The sequence below is a fragment of the Pseudoalteromonas sp. PS5 genome, from assembly GCF_004103255.1.
Classification (GTDB): Bacteria; Pseudomonadota; Gammaproteobacteria; order Enterobacterales; family Alteromonadaceae; genus Pseudoalteromonas; species Pseudoalteromonas peptidolytica.
In genome coordinates this window covers 1-20,242 of sequence record NZ_RCSQ01000004.1, presented here as the reverse complement: position 1 = coordinate 20,242, position 20,242 = coordinate 1, and the positions used below count along the sequence as shown (strand labels likewise).

Below are 20,242 nucleotides of genomic sequence, written 5' to 3'. Positions count from 1 at the left end.
AACATCGCGAGGTAAACTCGCGCTCACCACAATATCGCCAAAGTGTTGTATTGTTAGGAGGAGGTTTACCCGCGAATATTACTCTGAGTACTAGAGCGTACAATTGGCTACACTAAGAGAAAACAACCGTTTTATCTCCATTAATGAAGAGCTTGTGTTCACAAGCTAATTGCAAGGCATTGCAGAACACCGTTTTTTCTATATCTCTACCAATTTTAGCCATTTCTTCTGCGCTATGTGCATGACTTACTTGTGTAACATTCTGTGCAATGATAGGTCCTTCATCTAGCTCATCATTGACGAAGTGTGCAGTTGCGCCAATGATTTTCACACCACGTTTAAACGCTTGATGGTATGGCTTTGCGCCAATAAAAGCTGGCAGTGTCGAGTGATGGATGTTGATAATTCTACCATCAAAGCGAGAGACAAACTCAGGAGTAAGAATGCGCATATATTTAGCTAGACCAACTATATCAGGGTTATATTGCTCTATCAGATCTGCCATGGCTGCGTCGTGTTCTGCTCTGCTTAAGCCTTCATGAGAAACTAAATGGAAGGGAATACCAAAACTACTTACCAGCGGTTTTAAAGTATCGTAGTTTGCTATCACAGCTTGTACTTCGATATTAAATGCCTGTTCATACTGTTTTAGTAAAACTCCTCCTAGGCAATGAGCTTCTTTTGTAGCTAATAGGACTACTTTAGTGCGCTCTTGAGCATGGAGGTTCAGCTTTGCCCCTTTTGGTAGAGTTTGTTGAAGCTGTGTTAAAAAGTCACGACTTGGGCTACCGCTGAGTTCTGTTCGCATAAAGAACCTTTGGCCTTCTTTATCGACAAATTCATTATTGCGCGTAATATTAAAACCATGTTCATGGCATAGGCTAGTTATTTTAGCGATCAGCCCTATATCATCCTTACACTCAGTGGTTAGTATATAACTCATTTCCTCATTCCTATTTGTGTAAACGAGCCTTCAGAATACTTGGAATAACGTTTGAGATAAATCTTTTGTAATAAAAAATACCGCTATTGCTATCGTATTCAATCTTGGCTCATTCACTAACGACCGTGATTGAGCAGTGCTTTTAACTTTGCAGGTTTTACAGGCTTTGACAGATAGTGAATATGGTTACTCTTTGCTATCACTTTTACTTCCTCATCTCTGACGGCTGTGATTAAAATAGCTGGTATTGTTGTTTTCCATATTGTGCGTAGGTTTTTAATCAAAGAGATACCATCATGATGATCGTTGAGCTGGTAATCCATTAAGATAATATCTGGTGCTGCATTAGACTTCGCATATGCGAGGGCTTCTTCAGCTTTGGAAAAGAGCAGGTAGTGACAAGACCATTTATCTAAAAGGCTGGACATCGCCTCTAGGTTTTTTGGGTCGTCATCTACAGCAATTATATTGAGCTGTGTTTTACTCATCGGTTTTTGATTAATGTCTTCTTTTATTTGTAACAGCTCGGCATTACCATAAGGAATATCAATACTGAATCGACTACCGTGATTTACCATTGAGTTTACGGAAATGGTAATTGATAACAGATCACATAAACGTTTCACTACACCGAGGCCAAGCCCCACACCTTTGTTATCGCCTGATTGGATACGATAAAAATCATTAAAAATTTTATTTTGTTCATGCTCAGATATACCCGGGCCTGTGTCCCAGACCTCGAGTCTGAGACTATGCTTTCGGCAGCGACATGCAATTAGCACTTTACCGCTTTCTGTATACTTCACAGCGTTAGACACTAAATTTTGAATAATACGGCGTAAATACGTTGTATCGCTGTGCACTACACTATGAGAGCTTCTGACTTTCAGCACCAAACCTTTTTCTTTAGAAATGATGGCATACTCATTAGCCAGTGGCAGTAAAATATCATCAATATTAAAGTGTCTTGGAGTGGGTTTCATGGCCCCTTGCTCTAATTTTGCGATATCTAGTAAAGCGCTCATGAGATGAACAGTGGAGTCTAGGCTATCTGTTAGCTTTTCGAAGTTACTTTGATCTTTGTTGTTGAGGTTATAGGTATCTATTGCAGCTAAATATAAGCGAGCAGCATTGAGAGGCTGTAAAATATCATGACTTGCCAGTGCCAAAAATCGGGTTTTACTCTCGTTAGCTTGCTCTGCTTCTTTCTTAGCTGCCATCAATGCTTGTTCGGTTTTTTGCCTACTCGCGATTTCAGCTTTAAGATCTAGGTTGATGGCGCGGATTTCCTGAGTGCGAGCTTCAATCCGGTTCTCCAGATCCATATTGATTTCTTCAAGTGCATTTTGTGTTGCTATATGAGTGGTAATATCTGAAAAGCTGGTTACAAAGCCACCCTCAGGGAGAGGGTTGCCTGTCATCTCAAATACCTCGCCATTACGACGATGACGAATAAAGTGATGAGGCGTACCATTTTTAAGGTGCTGAACTCGCTTATCTACATGTTTGTCAATTTCGCCGGGACCGCACTCTCCACGCTCTGCATTAAAGCGGATCACTTGTTCAATGGGTTGTCCCACTTCTAAAAATCCATCAGGATAGGCAAACATTTCGTTATAGCGTTTATTCCATGCGACTAATTTTAGATCTTTATCGACGACAGAAATACCATGACTTAAATTTTCTAGCGAGGTGAAAAGTAGGTTTTGGTTAAACTGAAGCGCTTGCGTCGTTTCATCAAAAAAGTTGACGACTTCTTCGAAAGCCATTTGTCTACCAGATGATACTGTTCTGATCAGTGCTTGTGCGGATGAGGCACCTAATACACCAGTAAGTGCCCGTTCACAAAATGAGATAAACTCAGGGTTAGGATAGGCATCATTATCTTCGAGAATGTTATTTTGTGCATAATGCCCTAACAACTGTTGGCTGCGTTGTACCCCTAAAAATGTTTGTAGTAATACTTTGAAATCATACACAGTGGCACGAACTTGCTTATTTACTCTTTTCGCAAGTCTTGTTTGATCTTTTGGGTTTACAAAAGCAGCAGCTTGGATGCGGTCGACAAGGCGCTCTTGTGCACCAATAGAAAAACTGATGTAACAGCTGATATTGGCTAAAAGCGCAAGTAGTGTACCTCTGGTAATAATTGTTTGGCGCGTCTCATAGTCGAGAATGTTGCCAGCTTCGAGGATGGGGAACATCAAAAATAACATCCAGCAAATGAAACCCGCTATCAGTCCTGCATATACTCCGTACGCATGGCCTTTGCGCCAGTAGAGTCCACCAATGATGGCTGGCAGTAATTGAGTAACTAATGAAAAGGCAACTAACCCCATATTCGCGAGGGCTTCCCCATGACCAAACCATTGTTGATACATATAAGACAGCAGCAAAATTGCAGCAATAACAAATCGACGTACCAAAAGTATTTGTGTTTTGAAGCTGCTATTTAAAATATTCTTTTTGAATTTTCGCTTAAACAGTAAAGGTAGTATTACGTCATTTGATAGCATCGTACTGAGAGTAAGCGTTGCGACGACAATCATTGCTGTCGCAGCAGATAAGCCACCGATGAACACAAAGGTCGCTAAAACTGGGTGATCCAACATAATGGGCAGTGCAAGCACAAAGCTATCGGGTGCTGCACCTGCACCTATTTGAGGGTGTATAGCTGCTGTTGCAATAGGGATTATCATAGCGGCAATTAACAATAGGTACAGAGGAAAAGCCCAGCGTGCTGTCTTTAGGTGTGAAGTATTATGATTATCCACAACGACAACGTGAAACTGTCTTGGCAAGCATACGATGGCTGCTGCGGCCATCAAGGTCTGACCAACGAAATTAAAATTGAAAAAGTCAAATGACTGCCAATGCTCACTTAAGTTTGCAGTTAAGCTAGGGGCTTGAGTAAGTGACTGCCATGCCAAAACAGCGACCATACCAAGTGCGAGCAGTTTGACTATAGATTCGAATGCGACAGCTAACATTAGGCCTGAACGGTATTCTGTGACATCAACTTTTCGAGTGCCGAAAAAAATAGCAAATATAGCCATAATTAGCGTAACAGCCAATGCCAATGCCGTACCTGATACCTGCCCGTCTCTTTGCAACAGTAAAAAGCTACTACTCAATGCCTTTAGCTGTAAAGCAATGTACGGTATCGTTGCAAGTAACGCTATCATGGTAACCATCACCGCTGTTGTTTGGCGTTTGCCATATCTAGCGGAGATAAAGTCCGCAATGGTGGTGATGTTTTGTTTTTTACTGACTAGGATCAGTTTACGTAGAAAGCCATGACCAAAGATGAACAATAAAATAGGGCCAAGCAAGATAGGAAAGTAGTGCCAACTGCTCGTTGCTGCAGTGCCAACTGAGCCATAATAAGTCCACGAAGTACAGTAGATCCCAAGCGAAAATGCGTAAACAAACGGATGATGACTAAATTTTAGCGCTCGAGGTGTGGTCTTGTCTCCCCAATTGGCGAGCCAAAAAAGTACGCCGATGTAAATGGCTGCAACCAAGAGTAAAATAACGGTCATAGTATTGGGTTCGATTCTTATTATTTATATCATCATACTTTATCAAACAAATACCGCTCATAGTCTAGTTTACATTGGATTTTTATCATATATGAATAAATTCATATTAAACAATATGTTATGCGCTCGTTCGGAGTAGGCTTTAGGTCTTTATTCAGCAAATTAGACTAATGTCTTACTGCAGGATTAAAACAGAGAAAACATCAAAATTAGCCACTTCTTAAATTCATATCTAATTGTTTATAAAGACTTTTTATTAATAATAACACCCTTTATTTTGCAGTTTACGTAAACGTAATCTTGGTGTTACGACTAAGGTCTCAATTTCAACTTATCAAGCCATTGCTACTCTCATTAAGGTCTATTAACACTGCTTGCTCTATGTTGGAGCGGGTGATAGGAGATTTAAAATGGCTTTTAAAAGTGAAGAACAAGCGAAAGCATACTGGTCAGAAAATCTCGCCTTGATGTTTAAGCTACTCACTATCTGGTTTGTCGTTTCATTTGGATTTGGCATCCTGTTAGTTGATGTGCTCAACGAAGTTCGTTTTTTTGGATTTAAACTCGGATTTTGGTTTTCTCAACAAGGCGCAATTTATACTTTTGTTGCGTTAATCTTTGTCTATGTTTCTAAAATGAATACGCTTGACAAAAAATATGGCGTGGACGAGTGAGGAGCTAATCGATGGATGTTCAAATTTTAACTTTTATTATCGTCGGCCTCAGTTTTGCGCTCTACATCGGTATCGCTATCTGGGCAAGAGCTGGTTCAACGAATGAATTTTATGTAGCAGGCGGAGGCGTACCTCCCGTTGCCAACGGCATGGCAACTGCAGCAGACTGGATGAGTGCTGCGTCCTTTATTTCAATGGCGGGGATTATTTCCTTCGCGGGCTACGATGGCGGTGTCTATCTTATGGGGTGGACTGGTGGTTATGTACTTCTAGCACTGTGTTTAGCGCCATACTTACGTAAATTTGGTAAGTTCACAGTACCGGATTTTATCGGTGACCGTTACTATTCTCAGGTTGCACGTGTGGTTGCGATACTTTGCGCTATTTTCATCTGTTTTACCTACATTGCTGGTCAAATGCGTGGTGTTGGTGTTGTGTTCTCTCGCTTCTTAGAAGTCGATATTGAAACAGGTGTTTACATCGGTATGGTGATTGTATTCTTCTATGCTGTACTTGGCGGTATGAAGGGGATCACGTATACACAGGTCGCTCAGTATTGTGTACTCGTATTCGCTTATTTGGTTCCTGCTATTTTCATCTCACTGATGATGACAGGCCATTTGCTACCACAAACCGGTTTCGGCGCAACGCTGGCTGATGGCTCGGGCATCTATTTACTCGACAAGTTAGATGGACTCAGTACCGAGCTTGGATTTGCACAGTATACAGAGGGCTCCAAAAGCATGATTGATGTGTTTGCGATCACAGCTGCATTGATGGTAGGTACTGCTGGTTTGCCGCATGTAATCGTTCGCTTTTTTACCGTTCCCAGAGTAAAAGATACTCGTATTTCAGCCGCTTGGACTTTAGTATTTATCGCTATCGTATATACAACAGCGCCAGCTGTCGCGTCGTTCGCTCGTGTGAATATGATCGACACGATTAACGGTAAAGATGGTAGTGGTACGGTTTATGAAGAAGCACCACAGTGGGTGAAAAACTGGGAAAGAACTGGTCTTATCGTATTCAATGATAAAAACGGTGATGGAAAAATGCAGTACTCTGCGGGCAAGATTGATGATCCAGCAAGTGCAAACGAGGTGAAGATTGACCGCGATATCATGGTCTTAGCAAATCCAGAAATTGCGAATCTACCTGCATGGGTGATTGCACTGGTCGCCGCAGGTGGCATTGCAGCAGCGCTCTCAACAACTGCAGGTCTGTTGCTGGTTATTTCAACATCGGTGTCACATGATTTGTTGAAACGTACCATTAAACCAGATATCAACGACAAACAAGAATTGCTGGCTGCGCGTTTAGCTGCGATGGTGGCGATAGGGATATCAGCGTACTTTGGTATTAATCCACCGGGGTTTGTTGCCTCAGTGGTCGCATTTGCCTTCGGTTTAGCAGCGGCGAGTTTCTTCCCAGCGATCATCATGGGTATATTCTCTAAGCGCATGAACAAAGAAGGTGCTATTGCTGGCATGGTAACGGGTATAGGTTTCACCGCAGCCTATATCATCTACTTTAAGTTTGTTAGTCCTGAACTTAATGCGCCTGCTAATTGGCTATTTGGTATCTCTCCTGAAGGGATAGGCATCATTGGTATGTTGGTTAACTTTATTGTGGCCGCAGTGGTAATGAAAGTAACTGCTGAAACGCCTGAAGAAGTTAAGTTAATGGTGGAAGGGATCCGTAATCCGAAAGGGTCAAGTGCAGCTCACGCGCACTAAGCAAAGCTAGCTTAGCTGCCCAGCCCAAGTGCTGGGCAGCTTTGTTTTTGGTAAAGCGAAGTGATTTGGTTGAAAAGGATGATGAGATATGACAGCCGAAATTCAAGATATTTTTCAGTTTGTACTCAAGCAAGCACCTTTCTCTGAGCTACCAGAGTCAGCAGCAAGTTATTTTTCCAAACATATTCAAGTCGTATACCTTAGCAAATCAAATCAGCAAGATTGGTTGCAAGACAGCCAGCCTAACCTTTACCTGATCCGTTCAGGTATTATTGATCTTATCTCGGCAAAAGATGAAGTCATTGGGCGCATGAGTGAAGGAGATTATTTTGGTTATCCGTCTTTGTTGACTGGTGATGCAATTCAAAACCATATTGAAGTGCAGAAGGATGGGTTGGTTTACATCTTAAAAGAGCATGATTTTGATTTTTTGCGTCGAGAATATAAGCCTTTCGAGCAGTATTTTGTTAGAGCTCACGCAAATCGCCTATTGGCATCACGTTATAAGCAACAAAGTGAAACTTGGTCTGAACGCAAGATCTCAGAGTTAATGACCAAAGAGGCTGTGACGATAACACCCGATGCAAGTATCCGTGATGCGGCAAGGTTAATGAGTGAGCATCGAGTTTCCTCGATCATGATCACTGAACATGATCGTCTAGTGGGGGTTGTTACTGATAGAGATCTACGAAACCGTGTCTTAGCGCAGGACCGAGATCCCTGTGCATCACTTGCAGAGATCATGACAAAAAAACCAAAACATATTTTTGAAAACAACCGAGTATTTTCAGCGCTACATTTGATGTTAAAACACAACATCCATCATTTACCTGTATTAAATGAAGCATATAAGCCGTTAGGCATGCTAACGAGTACAGATCTATTAAGACAACAAAAAAGTGATCCAGTACAGTTGATCGGGCGGATCTACAAAGCGCAGAATCTTTTAAGCATCAAGAACTATGCTCAAGAGATCCCGGATCTATTACGACAATTCTCATATCATATTGAAGACATTTCATTGATAGGGAAGTTACTGAGTGGTCTTACTGATGCTCTGACTTCAAGGCTTATTTATTTATATCAACAACAACACGGTGCGGCACCATGCCGCTTTGCTTGGATCTGTTTTGGTTCTCAAGCAAGAGAGGAGCAGACTCTTCATTCGGATCAAGATAACGGCTTGTTGCTACCGGATAATATTGATGAATCAGCACGCGAGTATTTTGCAAAGCTTGGTGCTTTTGTCTGTGAGCAGCTTAATGAATGCGGGATCCGCTCTTGTCCGGGGAATATCATGGCCAGTAACTCGGAGTGTCGTGGTACGGTTGCTCAGTGGAGCGAGCGATTTAGTCGCTGGATCTTATCACCGACACCCAAAGCAATGCTTAATTGCAAAATTTACTTTGATATGCGCTTCATTGATGGAGCGAGCGACCTGTATGCCGCACTAAGTCAATCTTTGGCTAACATTAGCAAAAATGAGCTTTTTTATGCGGCAATGGCAACAGACATTAATGCGAACTCAGTACCTATTGGTATTTTTCAGCAGTTTAAGTTGGAAAAAGATAAGGGTAAACATAAATACCTTGATTTGAAAAAGCGGGGAGTAGCAATTATTAATGATGTTGTACGCCTCTATGCTTTAAAAGCTGGGGTGGCCAGAGCCAATACTTTAGAGCGGCTTGAGGCACTGAATAAAGGTGCGCTATTAGCCAAATCAGATATTAATAATTTGAAGGATTGCTGGCGTTTCTTAACTCAACTGAGACTGAAAACTCAAATCAACCGCGAGGGGTTGCCTGGAAATTGTATTAACCCTGAAAGCTTGTCTTCGCTTGAAAAGCATCAGCTCAAAGAAGCATTCTATCTAGTAAAACAAGCTCAACAGGCCAGTGCGTTTAAATTTGCAAGAGGAAGCTTATAAGCGATGGAGTGGCTTTCTCGTTCTCTCGCCAAATGGCGTTACAAGCATTTATTATTTTCACAAGCTGAGTTGGTGGTGCTGGATCTGGAGCTTACTGGGTTGGATCCAAAGCAGCATGAAATTGTATCAGCGGGTTGGCTACCCATTAAAAATATGCGGATCGAAGTGAAAGACGCTCAGCATTACCTTAATAAAGAAGTGCAATCACTTGAGCAAAGCCCTGTATATCATGGTATAGATAGCGCACAGCTGGCGTCTGGGTATTCGTTAAAAACACTGTTGCTCGCACTACAACAAGCGATTCATGGCAACGTTTTAGTTGGTCACAATGTGCAAATGGATTGGGCTTTTTTGAAAACCGCTTTTCAACAGTTTAATTTGAATGTCAAACCGGCTTTGATGCTAGATACAATGCAAATTGATAAACGCCGGGTGTTAAAGCAGGGGTATCCGTTAGCGCAAGACGCATTAACACTCAATGCTTGTCGAATGCGCTATGGGCTACCACTACATCAACTCCACGATGCCTTGGGAGATGCACTTGCCACAGCGGAATTATTACTCGCACAATCTCAAGCGATATGCCTCGGTGGCAAATGCAAAATAGCGGATTTAACTTGAATAGGTAAATTCGCTGGTTCCTAAAATAATGCTTTATGAACGCCTTAGGTTCTTTTTGAGAAGGAAAAAATTGATTAAGCCTCTTACACATTTATCCTAGGTCGATTACAATAGCGCCATCAAAACGAAGGGTAGCTTTCGTACTTGCGACTCAATGGATTTTCAATTTAATGACAATCAAGCTTGCAATAAACGGCTTTGGGAGAATAGGGCGTAATATCGTCAGGGCGCTCTACGAATCCGGTCGTGATCAACAAATAAATATTGTAGCCATCAATGAACTCGCGGATCCGCAAGGGATCGCACATCTACTTAAATATGATACGTCACATGGGCGTTTTGGTTTTCCCGTTTCCTTGACAGAGTCTTTCTTAGAAGTAGCAGGCGATAAGATCCAGCTATTCTCCGAACCAGATCCTAGCCACCTACCGTGGCGTGCACTCGATGTTGATGTAGTATTAGATTGCACTGGTGTGTATCACTCTCGCCAACATGCACTAGCGCATATTCAAGCTGGTGCAAAAAAAGTGCTATTTTCACATCCTGCGGATGCAGATGTTGACGCGACCGTTATCTTTGGAATCAATGAAGACGTACTGACTCCTCAACATACGATAGTGTCAAACGGTTCTTGCACAACAAACTGTATTGTCCCTGTGATAAAAGTGTTAGACGATAACTTTGGTATTGAGTCAGGTGCGATCACCACCATTCATGCTTCGATGCACGACCAGCAAGTGATTGATGCTTATCATAGTGATTTACGCCGCACACGCGCGGCAAGTCAATCCATCATTCCTGTTGATACCAAACTAGCTCGTGGTATTGAGCGAATTTTACCGCAATTTCAAGGCCGCTTTGAGGCAATCGCTGTACGTGTACCTACCATCAATGTGACCGCAATGGACTTAAGTGTAACCCTTAACCAAGATGCGACTATTGATGCCGTAAACTCAGTCTTGCAGGACGCTGCCAGTGGCCGGTTAGAGGGGATATTAAGCTATACCGAAGAGCCACTTGTATCAGTCGACTTTAATCATGATGCACATTCTTGCATTATCGATGGCACCCAGACCCGTGTAAGCCATAAACGCTTGGTTAAATTATTAGTATGGTGTGATAACGAGTGGGGCTTTGCTAACCGCATGTTAGACACGGCTGGCGAGATGATGAGAAGCTAATAATTTTAGAAATACGCTGTTATAATCAAAGCTGCTGCATAAAATTAAAACAAAAATTCAAATTTAGGTGATTAGAGTAAGTTCAGTCGCCTTGTAGACAATAAAAGTATCGTTCTTAAAGGAGATGTCCAATGTCAGTCATTAAGATGGCGGATTTAGATTTAAACGGCAAGCGTGTATTGATCCGCGAAGACCTAAATGTGCCAATTAAAGATGGCAAAGTTGCGTCAGATGCACGTATTCGTGCAGCATTACCAACTATCAAACTAGCACTTGAAAAAGGTGCCAAAGTAATGGTTATGTCTCATCTTGGTCGTCCAACTGAGGGTGAGTTCGATGCGCAATACTCTATGCAGCCTGTAGTGGACTATCTTAATGATGCTCTGTCTCAAGAAGTACGTTTGGTGACGGACTATCTTGACGGGGTTGACGTCAGCGACAATGAAGTAATCGTACTTGAAAACGTACGCTTTAACGTGGGTGAAAAGAAAGATGATGAAACCCTTGCAAAGAAGTTAGCTGCCCTGTGTGATGTTTATGTAATGGATGCCTTTGGTACTGCACATCGTGCTCAAGCGTCGACACATGGTGTAGGCCTCTATGCTGAAGTGGCTTGTGCAGGTCCATTGCTTGCCGCCGAGCTTGAAGCGCTTGGTAAAGCGCTAGATAATCCAGCTCGTCCTTTGGTTGCTATTGTTGGTGGCTCAAAGGTATCAACAAAACTCACCGTACTAGATTCGCTATCTAAAGTTGTTGACCAACTCGTTACCGGTGGCGGTATTGCCAATACTTTTATTGCAGCAGCAGGTAACCCCGTTGGTAAGTCATTGTACGAAGCTGATTTGATACCAGAAGCGAATAAACTTGTCGCCGCTGCGAGAGCAAATGATGGTGATATTCCAGTTCCGACTGATGTGGTTGTAGGTAATGAGTTTTCAGAATCTGCGGTTGCAACTATTAAGGATGTGAGCGAAGTTTCAGACGAAGACATGATCTTCGATATAGGTCCTGACACCGCAACGCAGCTCGCTGAAATCATTGCAAGCGCTGGCACTGTTGTATGGAATGGTCCTGTGGGCGTGTTCGAATTTGATCAATTTGGCAATGGCACTGAAGCAATTGCCAATGCAATTGCTAAATCGTCAGCATTTTCAATTGCTGGTGGCGGTGATACGTTGGCCGCGATTGACAAATATGGTGTTGAGCAAGATATCTCTTATATCTCAACAGGTGGTGGTGCTTTCCTTGAATTTCTTGAAGGTAAAACCCTACCAGCAGTTGCTATGCTTGAACAGCGAGCTAAAGACTAAAATTGATTGAGGCAGCTTCGCGCTGCCTCTTTTACTACCTAGCAATCATCACTCTCTCACTTATTTGATGATTGCTTGGCGACGCTCAATGGCGTCGGGTTAACCTCGATGAGGGTTAATCACACCAGCACGGCTGGTGTATATATATTATCCGTTCAAACCGATAGCGGTGGCTATCAACAATTGGAGAAAAGCAATATGGCTTTAATCAGTATGCGTCAACTTCTCGATCATGCAGCTGAGCATGGTTATGGCGTTCCTGCATTTAACGTGAATAACCAAGAGCAAATGCGTGCGATCATGGAAGCTGCGGACAAGACTAACAGTCCGGTTATCGTACAAGGTTCTGCTGGTGCGCGTAAATATGCAGGTGCACCGTTTATCCGCCACATGATTTTAGCAGCGGTTGAAGAATGGCCTCATATTCCAGTTGTAATGCACCAAGATCACGGTACTTCGCCTGCGGTATGTCAACGCTCAATTCAACTTGGTTTTTCATCAGTGATGATGGATGGTTCATTGCTAGAAGATGGTAAAACACCGTCGAGCTATGAGTACAATGTCGATGTAACACGCCGTACAGTTGAAATGGCTCATGCTTGTGGTGTGTCAGTAGAGGGAGAGCTAGGTGTACTAGGCTCACTTGAAACTGGTGAAGCTGGTGAAGAGGATGGCATCGGTGCAGAAGGTAAATTAACAGAAGATCAGCTACTTACTGATCCAGAAGAAGCGGCAGACTTTGTCAAGAAAACCAATGTAGATGCGCTTGCTATCGCATGTGGTACATCACATGGTGCTTATAAATTTACTCGTCCACCAACGGGTGATATTTTAGCGATTAACCGCATCAAAGAAATCCACGCACGTATTCCTGATACACACCTAGTAATGCACGGCTCTTCATCTGTGCCACAAGACTGGTTGGCTGTTATTAATGAGTTTGGCGGTGAAATTCCTGAGACTTACGGTGTGCCGGTAGAGCAGATTGTAGAAGGGATTAAGTATGGTGTTCGCAAGGTCAACATAGACACAGATCTGCGTCTTGCATCAACTGGTGCAATTCGTCGCCACTTAGCACAGAACCCTAGCAATTTTGATCCACGCAAATTCTTAGCCGAGGCGACCAAAGCGATGACTGAGATCTGTGTTGCTCGTTATGAAGCTTTCGGTACGGCAGGTCAAGCAGCGAAGATTAAGCCAATTTCACTTGATGATATGCACCTGAAATATTTAACAGGTGAATTAGATCCAAAAGTAAAGTGATCACAGTACGAGCATAGCTCCGCTTAGACTAGAGCTTCGCTGTCAAAGTAATCTAAAAGCCCCTAGAGTTAGGGGCTTTTTTGGATCAAAAAAGCGATCTTGTACACTTTTTATAATAGGTAACTTAATTCAGTCTGTTTACTTTTTGTGATATTAAGTGAGGAAATTTTCTGTAGATCGGGTTAAGTTGGGATCAGATCTTTACTAACTAACCAGTCTCTAGCATAACACACTGGGTGTTTTAGCCGATATGATCGACGCTTGTGGTAGTGTAGATGTAGCTAGTAGTACTAGAATTGCGGTGTCAATTCGCCTTATGTACAGCTCTTCATGATCAGTGTTGGGGGAAAGCTATCTTTAAAAGGTATTGTATGGTTGTGACATTAAATTTATATTAGCAATAAAAACAATACCTTACTTTTTTCTCCCGCAACTTTAAAACCAATTTACTTCGCGCTTAGTGTTCACTTCAGCCGGGATCATTTTTATACCAAGTAAGTCGTCTAACGTGCTGAGATCAATCAACGATGAGAACCTGGATCATTTTTATACTAAGTGAATGTGCGTAAAAGTCAGTTTTAGTTAGTATGAGCGCGATCCCGGCAGTGATCACTTAGTAAAAAAATGATCTTGAGCGTAAAATTCGAAGCAGTTAATAAAATAACGATCCTACATTTTTGCTTTCTTGATCTGTGGCTAAAAGAGTCTAACTTTAAAAATATGAGATCAGGACGTGATGAGTTGACTCTCGCCGCTTGCTTTCTAAACCTTGTTGTACTGCGCCCAACTAATCCCCAAGGTGATCAATTATGAAAACGAAATACCTCTGTGCAATCTTGCTTTGTGGCAGCTTCGTCAGTATGTATGGCTATGCTAATGACGCCGTGTCTGTATATGGCCGAGCACATGTTGGCATACAAAATACTGACAAAGATGGAGATAGTGACACATCGATTGAAAGTTATAACTCAAGAATGGGGCTCAAAGGATCGACACAGATCAACGAAGGTATTGATGTTTTTTATAAATACGAATTTCAAGTTGAGATCGCAGATCAAGATAAAGATGGTAAGTCTGGAGATAACCTGACGGCAAGATCTCAGTATTTGGGGATCCGAGGTAAATATGGCCAGTTGTTAATCGGCCGCGATGACACGGCAATGAAGAAATCCCAAGGCAAAGTTGATTTAATGAATGACTTTTCTGGTGATATTAATTCTTTTTTTGTTGGAGAAAACCGACTGGGCGACACTGTGCAGTATTCAACACCAGCAATAAATCATTTGAAGTTTACTGTGAGTTACATTGCTGAAGAGAACAGCAAGCAAAAAGATGAGGATGGACTGTCTTTAGCTGCAAGTTATGGTGATAGTAAGCTCAAGAAAACAAGCATATATATTGCCGTTGCTCATGACAATCAGGTCGCTGGACAAGACATAAATCGCGTTACGGTACAGGGGAAACTGGGGAGCTTTAAAGTAGGGGGAATATACCAACAAAGTGAAGCGATAGACAGTAATGATGAAGTTGATAGCTACATGATAAGTGCCTCGTATAAAGTGAGTGCTTACACTATACTAGCTCAGTATCAAGACTCTGACGGTGCTAATGGTAAGCTCAAGGATTCAGGAAATGCGACGTCTTTTGGAGTCGAAAGAAGCTTGAGTAAACAAGCACGTATGTATCTTTGGTACTCTAAGTTTTCGCTTGATAATAATGAAGATCACGACGCAATGGCAGTAACATTACGTTATGACTTTTAATACTTAGCGAGATATTGTATCGACAGTACTTTTTATGTGTATTAGGTTGAAGTTTATTCTATTTTAAATGGCATATGATTAGCGAAAACAAAATGAATGTACATATTTTAAAAACATAATTATTCTTCAAAAATAAATTTATTATCTTATTTAATAACATGTGCTTATGACTTTGAAAATATTCTTTTTTGCGCTGAAAAAAGAGATTTTTTTGGCTTGTTTTCAGTTTACACGTTACACTTTCATAAAACTGTCATAGTTAGTCATAATAATGACATCAACAACGTCGGTAACGAGAGAACATTGGGAATGTCACGTAAAGTACTTGTAGTTGATGATGAAGCACCGATCAGAGAGATGTTGGTGTTTGTATTAGAACAAAATGGTTTTCAAGCAATTGAAGCTGAAGACTATGATTCAGCGGTGGCTGCCATGGTAGAGCCATACCCCGATATGGTACTGCTTGACTGGATGCTTCCTGGGGGCAGTGGCATTCAAATCGCTAAAAAATTCAAGCAAAGTGAATACACTCGTCAGATCCCAATCATCATGCTTACAGCGCGAGGTGAGGAAGAAGACAAAGTGAAAGGATTGGAAGTTGGTGCGGACGATTACGTGACAAAACCTTTCTCTCCAAAAGAGCTTATGGCTCGAATCAAAGCGGTGATGCGACGGGTGTCTCCCACTTCTCTTGAAGAAGCAATAGAAGTTCATGGCTTGCGCCTTGATCCGATATCCCACCGTGTTACTTCTGCTGGTACTGAGCTTGATATGGGACCGACAGAGTTTCGATTATTACACTTTTTCATGACACACCCCGAGCGTGTTTACAGCCGAGAGCAATTGCTTGATCATGTATGGGGAACGAATGTCTATGTTGAAGATCGCACTGTTGATGTACATATTCGACGGCTGCGAAAAGCGATTGCACCTCTAGGCCATGATCGTTTGGTGCAAACCGTGCGTGGTGCAGGTTACCGTTTTTCGAGTAAACTGTAATTGGTACTCCAAAAGAAGCTATATTGTATGGCTTCTAAATGGATTTCTTTATGTATCGAGTAATTGATAAGCAGGCGTTAACTAGACGCCTGTTTTTGTATTTCTTACCTTTAGCGCTTATTGGTTATTTACTCAGTGCGCCTTTTCTATTTCTTTTCATTGGTGCCTTCGTTTTATTGGTTTGGCATTACAAGCAGCTTTATCGTTTAAGTGATTGGCTGATCAACCAGCGCAGCTTCAATCCGCCTGAGGGCAAAGGTGCGTGGGAGCAAGTTTTTGAAGGGATATATCAGCTACAACAGCGAAATCGTAAAAAACGCAATGAATTAGCTGAGCTGATCCGTCGCTTTCGAGAAGGCGCTGAAGCTATCCCTGATGCGGTTGTCGTATTACAACAAGATTTGAGCATCGTGTGGTGTAATCAACTCGCGTTGAAAGTGCTCGGACTACAATGGCCGACAGATCATGGTCAGAGGCTAGATAACCTTATCCGAGATCCCAAGTTTGTAAAGTATATGAATGAGCATCGTTTTGATGAAGCGTTAGAGCTCGACACTGGACTTGCACATGAGCAAGTATTGGAGATCCGAGTTATGCCTTATGCTGAACAGCTGATGCTGGTGGCACGGGATGTGAGTCGGCTAAAGCAGCTTGAGCAGATGCGCAAAGACTTCGTCGCTAACGTTTCTCATGAATTACGAACGCCTTTAACTGTGATGGCTGGCTATTTAGAAATGATGGACAGCGATAATATGCCTCCGCCAGCAATGTGGGCTAAAGCTCATGGCACCATGATAGACCAATGTAAACGAATGGATAGTCTCGTCAATCAGCTACTTTCTCTATCTCGTATCGAGGGAGCTAGGAAGCAAGATAATGATAAAGCTGTCAATATTCCAGCTATGTTAGAGTTGATCCACACCGAGGCTAAGTCTCTCAACCAAGACAAAGGACATACACTAACGTTTGATATTGATCAGACATTAGATATCAAAGGGGCGGCGGATGAATTGCGTAGCGCATTCTCAAATTTAGTGTTTAATGCTATCCACTATACCAAGCCTAATGGTCGGATCCATGTACGGTGGTACCTTGAAGATGAAAAACCAACATTTTGTGTAATAGACAATGGTGACGGTATTGCACCGGAACATATCAATCGCCTCACTGAGCGCTTTTATCGTGTCGATAAGGCACGCAGTAGAAAAACTGGTGGCTCAGGACTCGGTTTGGCTATTACCAAACATGTACTTTCTCGACATGATTCAGCGCTTCGCATCGAGAGTAAAGTCGGTGAAGGTTCTCGATTTTGGTTTTCTTTTTCAAAGCAAAAACGCATTTTTATGACAAATGATGAAAGTCATAAAAGTGTAATTTAAAGGTAATTTTATTGTCATTTTATCGCTGCACAATGAGCAGCGTAAAATAACTGGGACCAACAACTGGAGTGACCCCAATGAAATTTAAAAGCTTAGTTGCCGCAATGGGTGTGGCCGTTACTACATTAGTTTCTACTCAAGTATCTGCATTAGATGAAAAGTTACCTGAGTATAATAAAACCAGCGGTATCTCAGGAAACTTCTCATCAGTTGGTTCTGATACGCTTGCAAATATGATGACGTTTTGGGCAGAAGAGTATAAAAGAATATACCCTAACGTTAACATCCAAATTCAAGCGGCAGGATCATCTACTGCGCCTCCAGCATTGACAGAAGCAACGGCAAACTTCGGTCCAATGAGTCGTAAGATGAAGTCAAAAGAGATTGAGGCTTTTGAAAAGCGCTATGGTTATAAACCGACAGAAGTTCGTGTGGCAATTGATGCACTTGCCGTATTTGTACACAAAGATAACCCAATCGAAGGTCTAACGATTGAGCAAGTAGATTCTATTTTCTCATCAACCCGTAAGTGTGGTGCTCAAGCGCAAGCAAATCGTTGGAGTGATATCGGCTTGACTGGAGATTGGGCTGCCAAAGACATCCAGCTATATGGTCGTAACTCAGTGTCTGGAACATATGGATACTTCAAGAAAAAAGCATTATGTAAGGGTGATTTTCGCAATAATGTAAATGAGCAACCAGGCTCTGCTTCTGTGGTACAGTCTATCTCTTCTTCAGTGAACGCGATTGGTTACTCTGGTATTGGTTATAAAACTTCGGGTGTACGTACTGTACCTTTATCTAAAAAGGGTACGAATTATGTTGACGCAACACTTGAAAATGTAGCTCAAGGAAAATATCCACTGTCGCGTTTCTTATATCTATATGTTAACAAGCATCCAAACAAAGAATTATCACCGATTGAGGCCGAATTCTTAAAAATGGTACTTTCGAAAGAAGGCCAAAAAATCGTAGAGAAAGACGGCTATGTGCCAATGTCTAGTGAAATGGCTACGCGTGAGCTGAAAAAGCTAGGACTATTATAATCCCAACCAAATAGCCAAGTACTTGTTGTTATTAATGCCGCTTTCATGCGGCATTTTTTGTTGCTACAACTCAATGTCCCCTTATTAAATAATTTGTCTAAATATTCATCTTAACGCAGCAAAAAAGCTGGAAATATTCTATATTTAGTTAAAATTTATAATAAATCAGTCGATAATGAACTCGTCTTACTTCAAAAGGTGTATATATGAGTCTAGGTACTGCTTTTGCTGATCTAAGTATCACCAAAAAGATCCATGCAATAACGCTCGTTGCGGTTATCGCTTTTGTGGTTATCGTGTTTGTTAACTATAACGCTATAAGTTCTAATCAGAGGGCACTTAATGAGCTGGAACAGCAAACATATAAAATCCTGAACCTAACAACGGAGAATGCCAATAAATTACAAAATTTAGATGAGTTGTTCACGCAGGCGGTCACTTTTGGCGATGCTGAATTATTAGATAAAGCAAAAGAGCATCGGCAACAGATCCAAGATAATCTGCAGAAAATAAATGAAATCCAAAGTGGGTTTATACCATCAGATAACAGAGATGAACTTACTCAGTATGCAAAAATTGCGCAGCGAATTGCATCAGGCATGATTGACGGAACCGCTGATTTTACCCGTATTCAAGAAGACGCTAAAAACAAAACTGCAATTTATGAAGCACTGGTAAAAGATTTTACGACCGCCAAAGAAAATGCGAATGACCGCTTTGTTGAGTTGTTACAAAATACAGAAGCTCGCTCCTCAAATGCCCTAACTATCATGTTAATTGTGGCTGTTATCTCGTTAATCGTGCTGATTTTACTCGCTGTTATCATCGCGCGGGGGATAGGTAACTCAGCTAAAGATGCTGCCCAAAATCTTAAGTTACTCGCTCAAGGTCAAGGGTCATTATCTACTACTTTGAATGTTCGATCTCACGATGAGATTGGCCAAGTATCAATAAACTTTAATGATTTTGTAGGCCTACTTAAAGGGGCAGTTGTTGAAGTGATGAATGTAGTTGAGCCGTTAATGCAGGACTCAAGTCGCTTGGTTAAAGGCATGGAAAAAGCGGAAGGTGCTACCAACCAACAAACGCATGATGCTGAAGTGGTGCGTCAATCAATGGAAGAGATGCGCTTAAGTGTTGGTGATATCTCCAACTCGGCATCACAGGCATCTGATGCTGCTCAGCTTGCTGAGCAGGAAGTTGAGCAGAGTAAGCGTCAAATACAAGTATCAGTAAATGAATCTCAAGCTCTGAGTGAAGAAATCAATCATGCGGCAGAAACAATTAATAAGCTTGCTGACGATACTCAAAATGTGACACAAATACTTAATGTTATTACGTCGATTGCTGAGCAGACTAACTTGCTTGCTCTCAATGCTGCAATTGAGGCTGCACGAGCGGGTGAGCAAGGGAGAGGCTTTGCGGTTGTTGCTGACGAAGTAAGAGAGCTGGCTTCTCGAACTGCTAAGTCAACGAATGAGATCAGGGAACTACTCAATGTCTTAACAGAAGCTGCCAATCAAGCGGTTAAGGCGATGACAAGTGCCAGTAGTATGGCCATTAATAATGCAGAAGCAGCTGCGCAAACAGGACAGTCAATTGAGCAAATTGCCGAACAAATTTTATCTATAAATAGTATGAATGGTCAGATTGCAGCAGCAACAGAGGAGCAAACTTCGGTTGCTGCGATGGTTGTGAATAATGTAACTTCTATGCACCAATCTTTCCAAGACACGATGCAAGCGCTAAATGAAGTGCAGGATGTTGCTGAGAACCTGCATGTGCTGTCGGATAACTTAAAAGATGCAACCTCTAAATTTAGGGTATAGAGGCAATGTAACTACCACAAAATAAAAAA

The 20,242-nt window shown here is 41.9% G+C and carries 14 protein-coding genes; 12 read left to right on the top strand and 2 right to left on the bottom strand.

The annotated features are described in order from the left end of the window. Positions 1-112: 112 nt before the first annotated feature. The gene (purU, locus tag D9603_RS00565) at positions 113-943 is read right to left on the bottom strand and encodes a formyltetrahydrofolate deformylase (protein WP_125253341.1); all 831 of its coding nucleotides are present in this window, start codon (positions 941-943) and stop codon (positions 113-115) included. A gap of 116 nt (positions 944-1,059) precedes the next feature. Then, positions 1,060-4,485 carry a PAS domain-containing hybrid sensor histidine kinase/response regulator gene (locus D9603_RS00560; protein ID WP_128729656.1) on the bottom strand — a complete coding sequence of 1,142 codons (3,426 nt, stop codon included), beginning with the start codon at positions 4,483-4,485 and terminating at the stop codon, positions 1,060-1,062. Between the two features lie 410 nt (positions 4,486-4,895). Between D9603_RS00560 and D9603_RS00555 the strand changes: the two genes are divergently transcribed. The 12 genes from D9603_RS00555 to D9603_RS00500 all read left to right on the top strand — a co-directional run bounded on the left by D9603_RS00555 (position 4,896) and on the right by D9603_RS00500 (position 20,213). Then, complete coding sequence (locus tag D9603_RS00555) at positions 4,896-5,159, top strand: DUF4212 domain-containing protein (protein ID WP_125253339.1); 264 nt, start codon at positions 4,896-4,898, stop codon at positions 5,157-5,159. An 11-nt stretch (positions 5,160-5,170) separates the two neighbouring features. Next, positions 5,171-6,895 (top strand): sodium:solute symporter family protein, encoded by a 1,725-nt coding sequence (locus D9603_RS00550; protein WP_128729655.1) that lies wholly within the window; start codon positions 5,171-5,173, stop codon positions 6,893-6,895. Positions 6,896-6,983: 88 nt separating this feature from the next. After that, positions 6,984-8,822: a DUF294 nucleotidyltransferase-like domain-containing protein gene (locus tag D9603_RS00545; protein WP_128729654.1), complete on the top strand. Its 1,839-nt coding sequence runs from the start codon at positions 6,984-6,986 to the stop codon at positions 8,820-8,822. A gap of 3 nt (positions 8,823-8,825) precedes the next feature. After that, on the top strand, positions 8,826-9,443 hold the full coding sequence (locus D9603_RS00540; RefSeq protein WP_128729653.1) for a 3'-5' exonuclease: 618 nt from the start codon (positions 8,826-8,828) through the stop codon (positions 9,441-9,443). Positions 9,444-9,613: 170 nt separating this feature from the next. Next, complete coding sequence (epd, locus tag D9603_RS00535; RefSeq protein ID WP_128729652.1) at positions 9,614-10,624, top strand: erythrose-4-phosphate dehydrogenase; 1,011 nt, start codon at positions 9,614-9,616, stop codon at positions 10,622-10,624. A 131-nt stretch (positions 10,625-10,755) separates the two neighbouring features. Next, positions 10,756-11,934, top strand: a complete 1,179-nt coding sequence (locus tag D9603_RS00530) for a phosphoglycerate kinase (RefSeq protein ID WP_128729651.1) — start codon at positions 10,756-10,758, stop codon at positions 11,932-11,934. Between the two features lie 198 nt (positions 11,935-12,132). Next, complete coding sequence (gene fba, locus D9603_RS00525; protein WP_125253333.1) at positions 12,133-13,197, top strand: class II fructose-bisphosphate aldolase; 1,065 nt, start codon at positions 12,133-12,135, stop codon at positions 13,195-13,197. Between the two features lie 809 nt (positions 13,198-14,006). Continuing rightward, entirely contained in the window at positions 14,007-14,960 is a 954-nt protein-coding gene (locus tag D9603_RS00520; RefSeq protein WP_128729650.1) for a porin, read from the top strand. Between the two features lie 309 nt (positions 14,961-15,269). After that, entirely contained in the window at positions 15,270-15,959 is a 690-nt protein-coding gene (gene phoB, locus D9603_RS00515; protein ID WP_010378755.1) for a phosphate regulon transcriptional regulator PhoB, read from the top strand. Between the two features lie 50 nt (positions 15,960-16,009). Further along, a complete protein-coding gene (gene phoR / locus D9603_RS00510) occupies positions 16,010-17,338 on the top strand; it encodes a phosphate regulon sensor histidine kinase PhoR (protein WP_125253331.1) in 1,329 nt (442 codons plus the stop codon). A gap of 77 nt (positions 17,339-17,415) precedes the next feature. Next, positions 17,416-18,384, top strand: a complete 969-nt coding sequence (locus tag D9603_RS00505) for a phosphate ABC transporter substrate-binding protein (RefSeq protein ID WP_125253330.1) — start codon at positions 17,416-17,418, stop codon at positions 18,382-18,384. 206 nt (positions 18,385-18,590) lie between these two features. Then, a complete protein-coding gene (locus D9603_RS00500) occupies positions 18,591-20,213 on the top strand; it encodes a methyl-accepting chemotaxis protein (protein ID WP_128729649.1) in 1,623 nt (540 codons plus the stop codon). Positions 20,214-20,242 lie beyond the last annotated feature (29 nt).

What these genes read in the sequence shown, in the direction of transcription:
- purU (WP_125253341.1), bottom strand. Translation starts at nt 943, where the DNA reads ATGAGTTATATACTAACCACTGAGTGTAAGGATGATATAGGGCTGATC.
- D9603_RS00560 (WP_128729656.1), bottom strand. Translation starts at nt 4,485, where the DNA reads ATGACCGTTATTTTACTCTTGGTTGCAGCCATTTACATCGGCGTACTT.
- D9603_RS00555 (WP_125253339.1), top strand. Translation starts at nt 4,896, where the DNA reads ATGGCTTTTAAAAGTGAAGAACAAGCGAAAGCATACTGGTCAGAAAAT.
- D9603_RS00550 (WP_128729655.1), top strand. Translation starts at nt 5,171, where the DNA reads ATGGATGTTCAAATTTTAACTTTTATTATCGTCGGCCTCAGTTTTGCG.
- D9603_RS00545 (WP_128729654.1), top strand. Translation starts at nt 6,984, where the DNA reads ATGACAGCCGAAATTCAAGATATTTTTCAGTTTGTACTCAAGCAAGCA.
- D9603_RS00540 (WP_128729653.1), top strand. Translation starts at nt 8,826, where the DNA reads ATGGAGTGGCTTTCTCGTTCTCTCGCCAAATGGCGTTACAAGCATTTA.
- epd (WP_128729652.1), top strand. Translation starts at nt 9,614, where the DNA reads ATGACAATCAAGCTTGCAATAAACGGCTTTGGGAGAATAGGGCGTAAT.
- D9603_RS00530 (WP_128729651.1), top strand. Translation starts at nt 10,756, where the DNA reads ATGTCAGTCATTAAGATGGCGGATTTAGATTTAAACGGCAAGCGTGTA.
- fba (WP_125253333.1), top strand. Translation starts at nt 12,133, where the DNA reads ATGGCTTTAATCAGTATGCGTCAACTTCTCGATCATGCAGCTGAGCAT.
- D9603_RS00520 (WP_128729650.1), top strand. Translation starts at nt 14,007, where the DNA reads ATGAAAACGAAATACCTCTGTGCAATCTTGCTTTGTGGCAGCTTCGTC.
- phoB (WP_010378755.1), top strand. Translation starts at nt 15,270, where the DNA reads ATGTCACGTAAAGTACTTGTAGTTGATGATGAAGCACCGATCAGAGAG.
- phoR (WP_125253331.1), top strand. Translation starts at nt 16,010, where the DNA reads ATGTATCGAGTAATTGATAAGCAGGCGTTAACTAGACGCCTGTTTTTG.
- D9603_RS00505 (WP_125253330.1), top strand. Translation starts at nt 17,416, where the DNA reads ATGAAATTTAAAAGCTTAGTTGCCGCAATGGGTGTGGCCGTTACTACA.
- D9603_RS00500 (WP_128729649.1), top strand. Translation starts at nt 18,591, where the DNA reads ATGAGTCTAGGTACTGCTTTTGCTGATCTAAGTATCACCAAAAAGATC.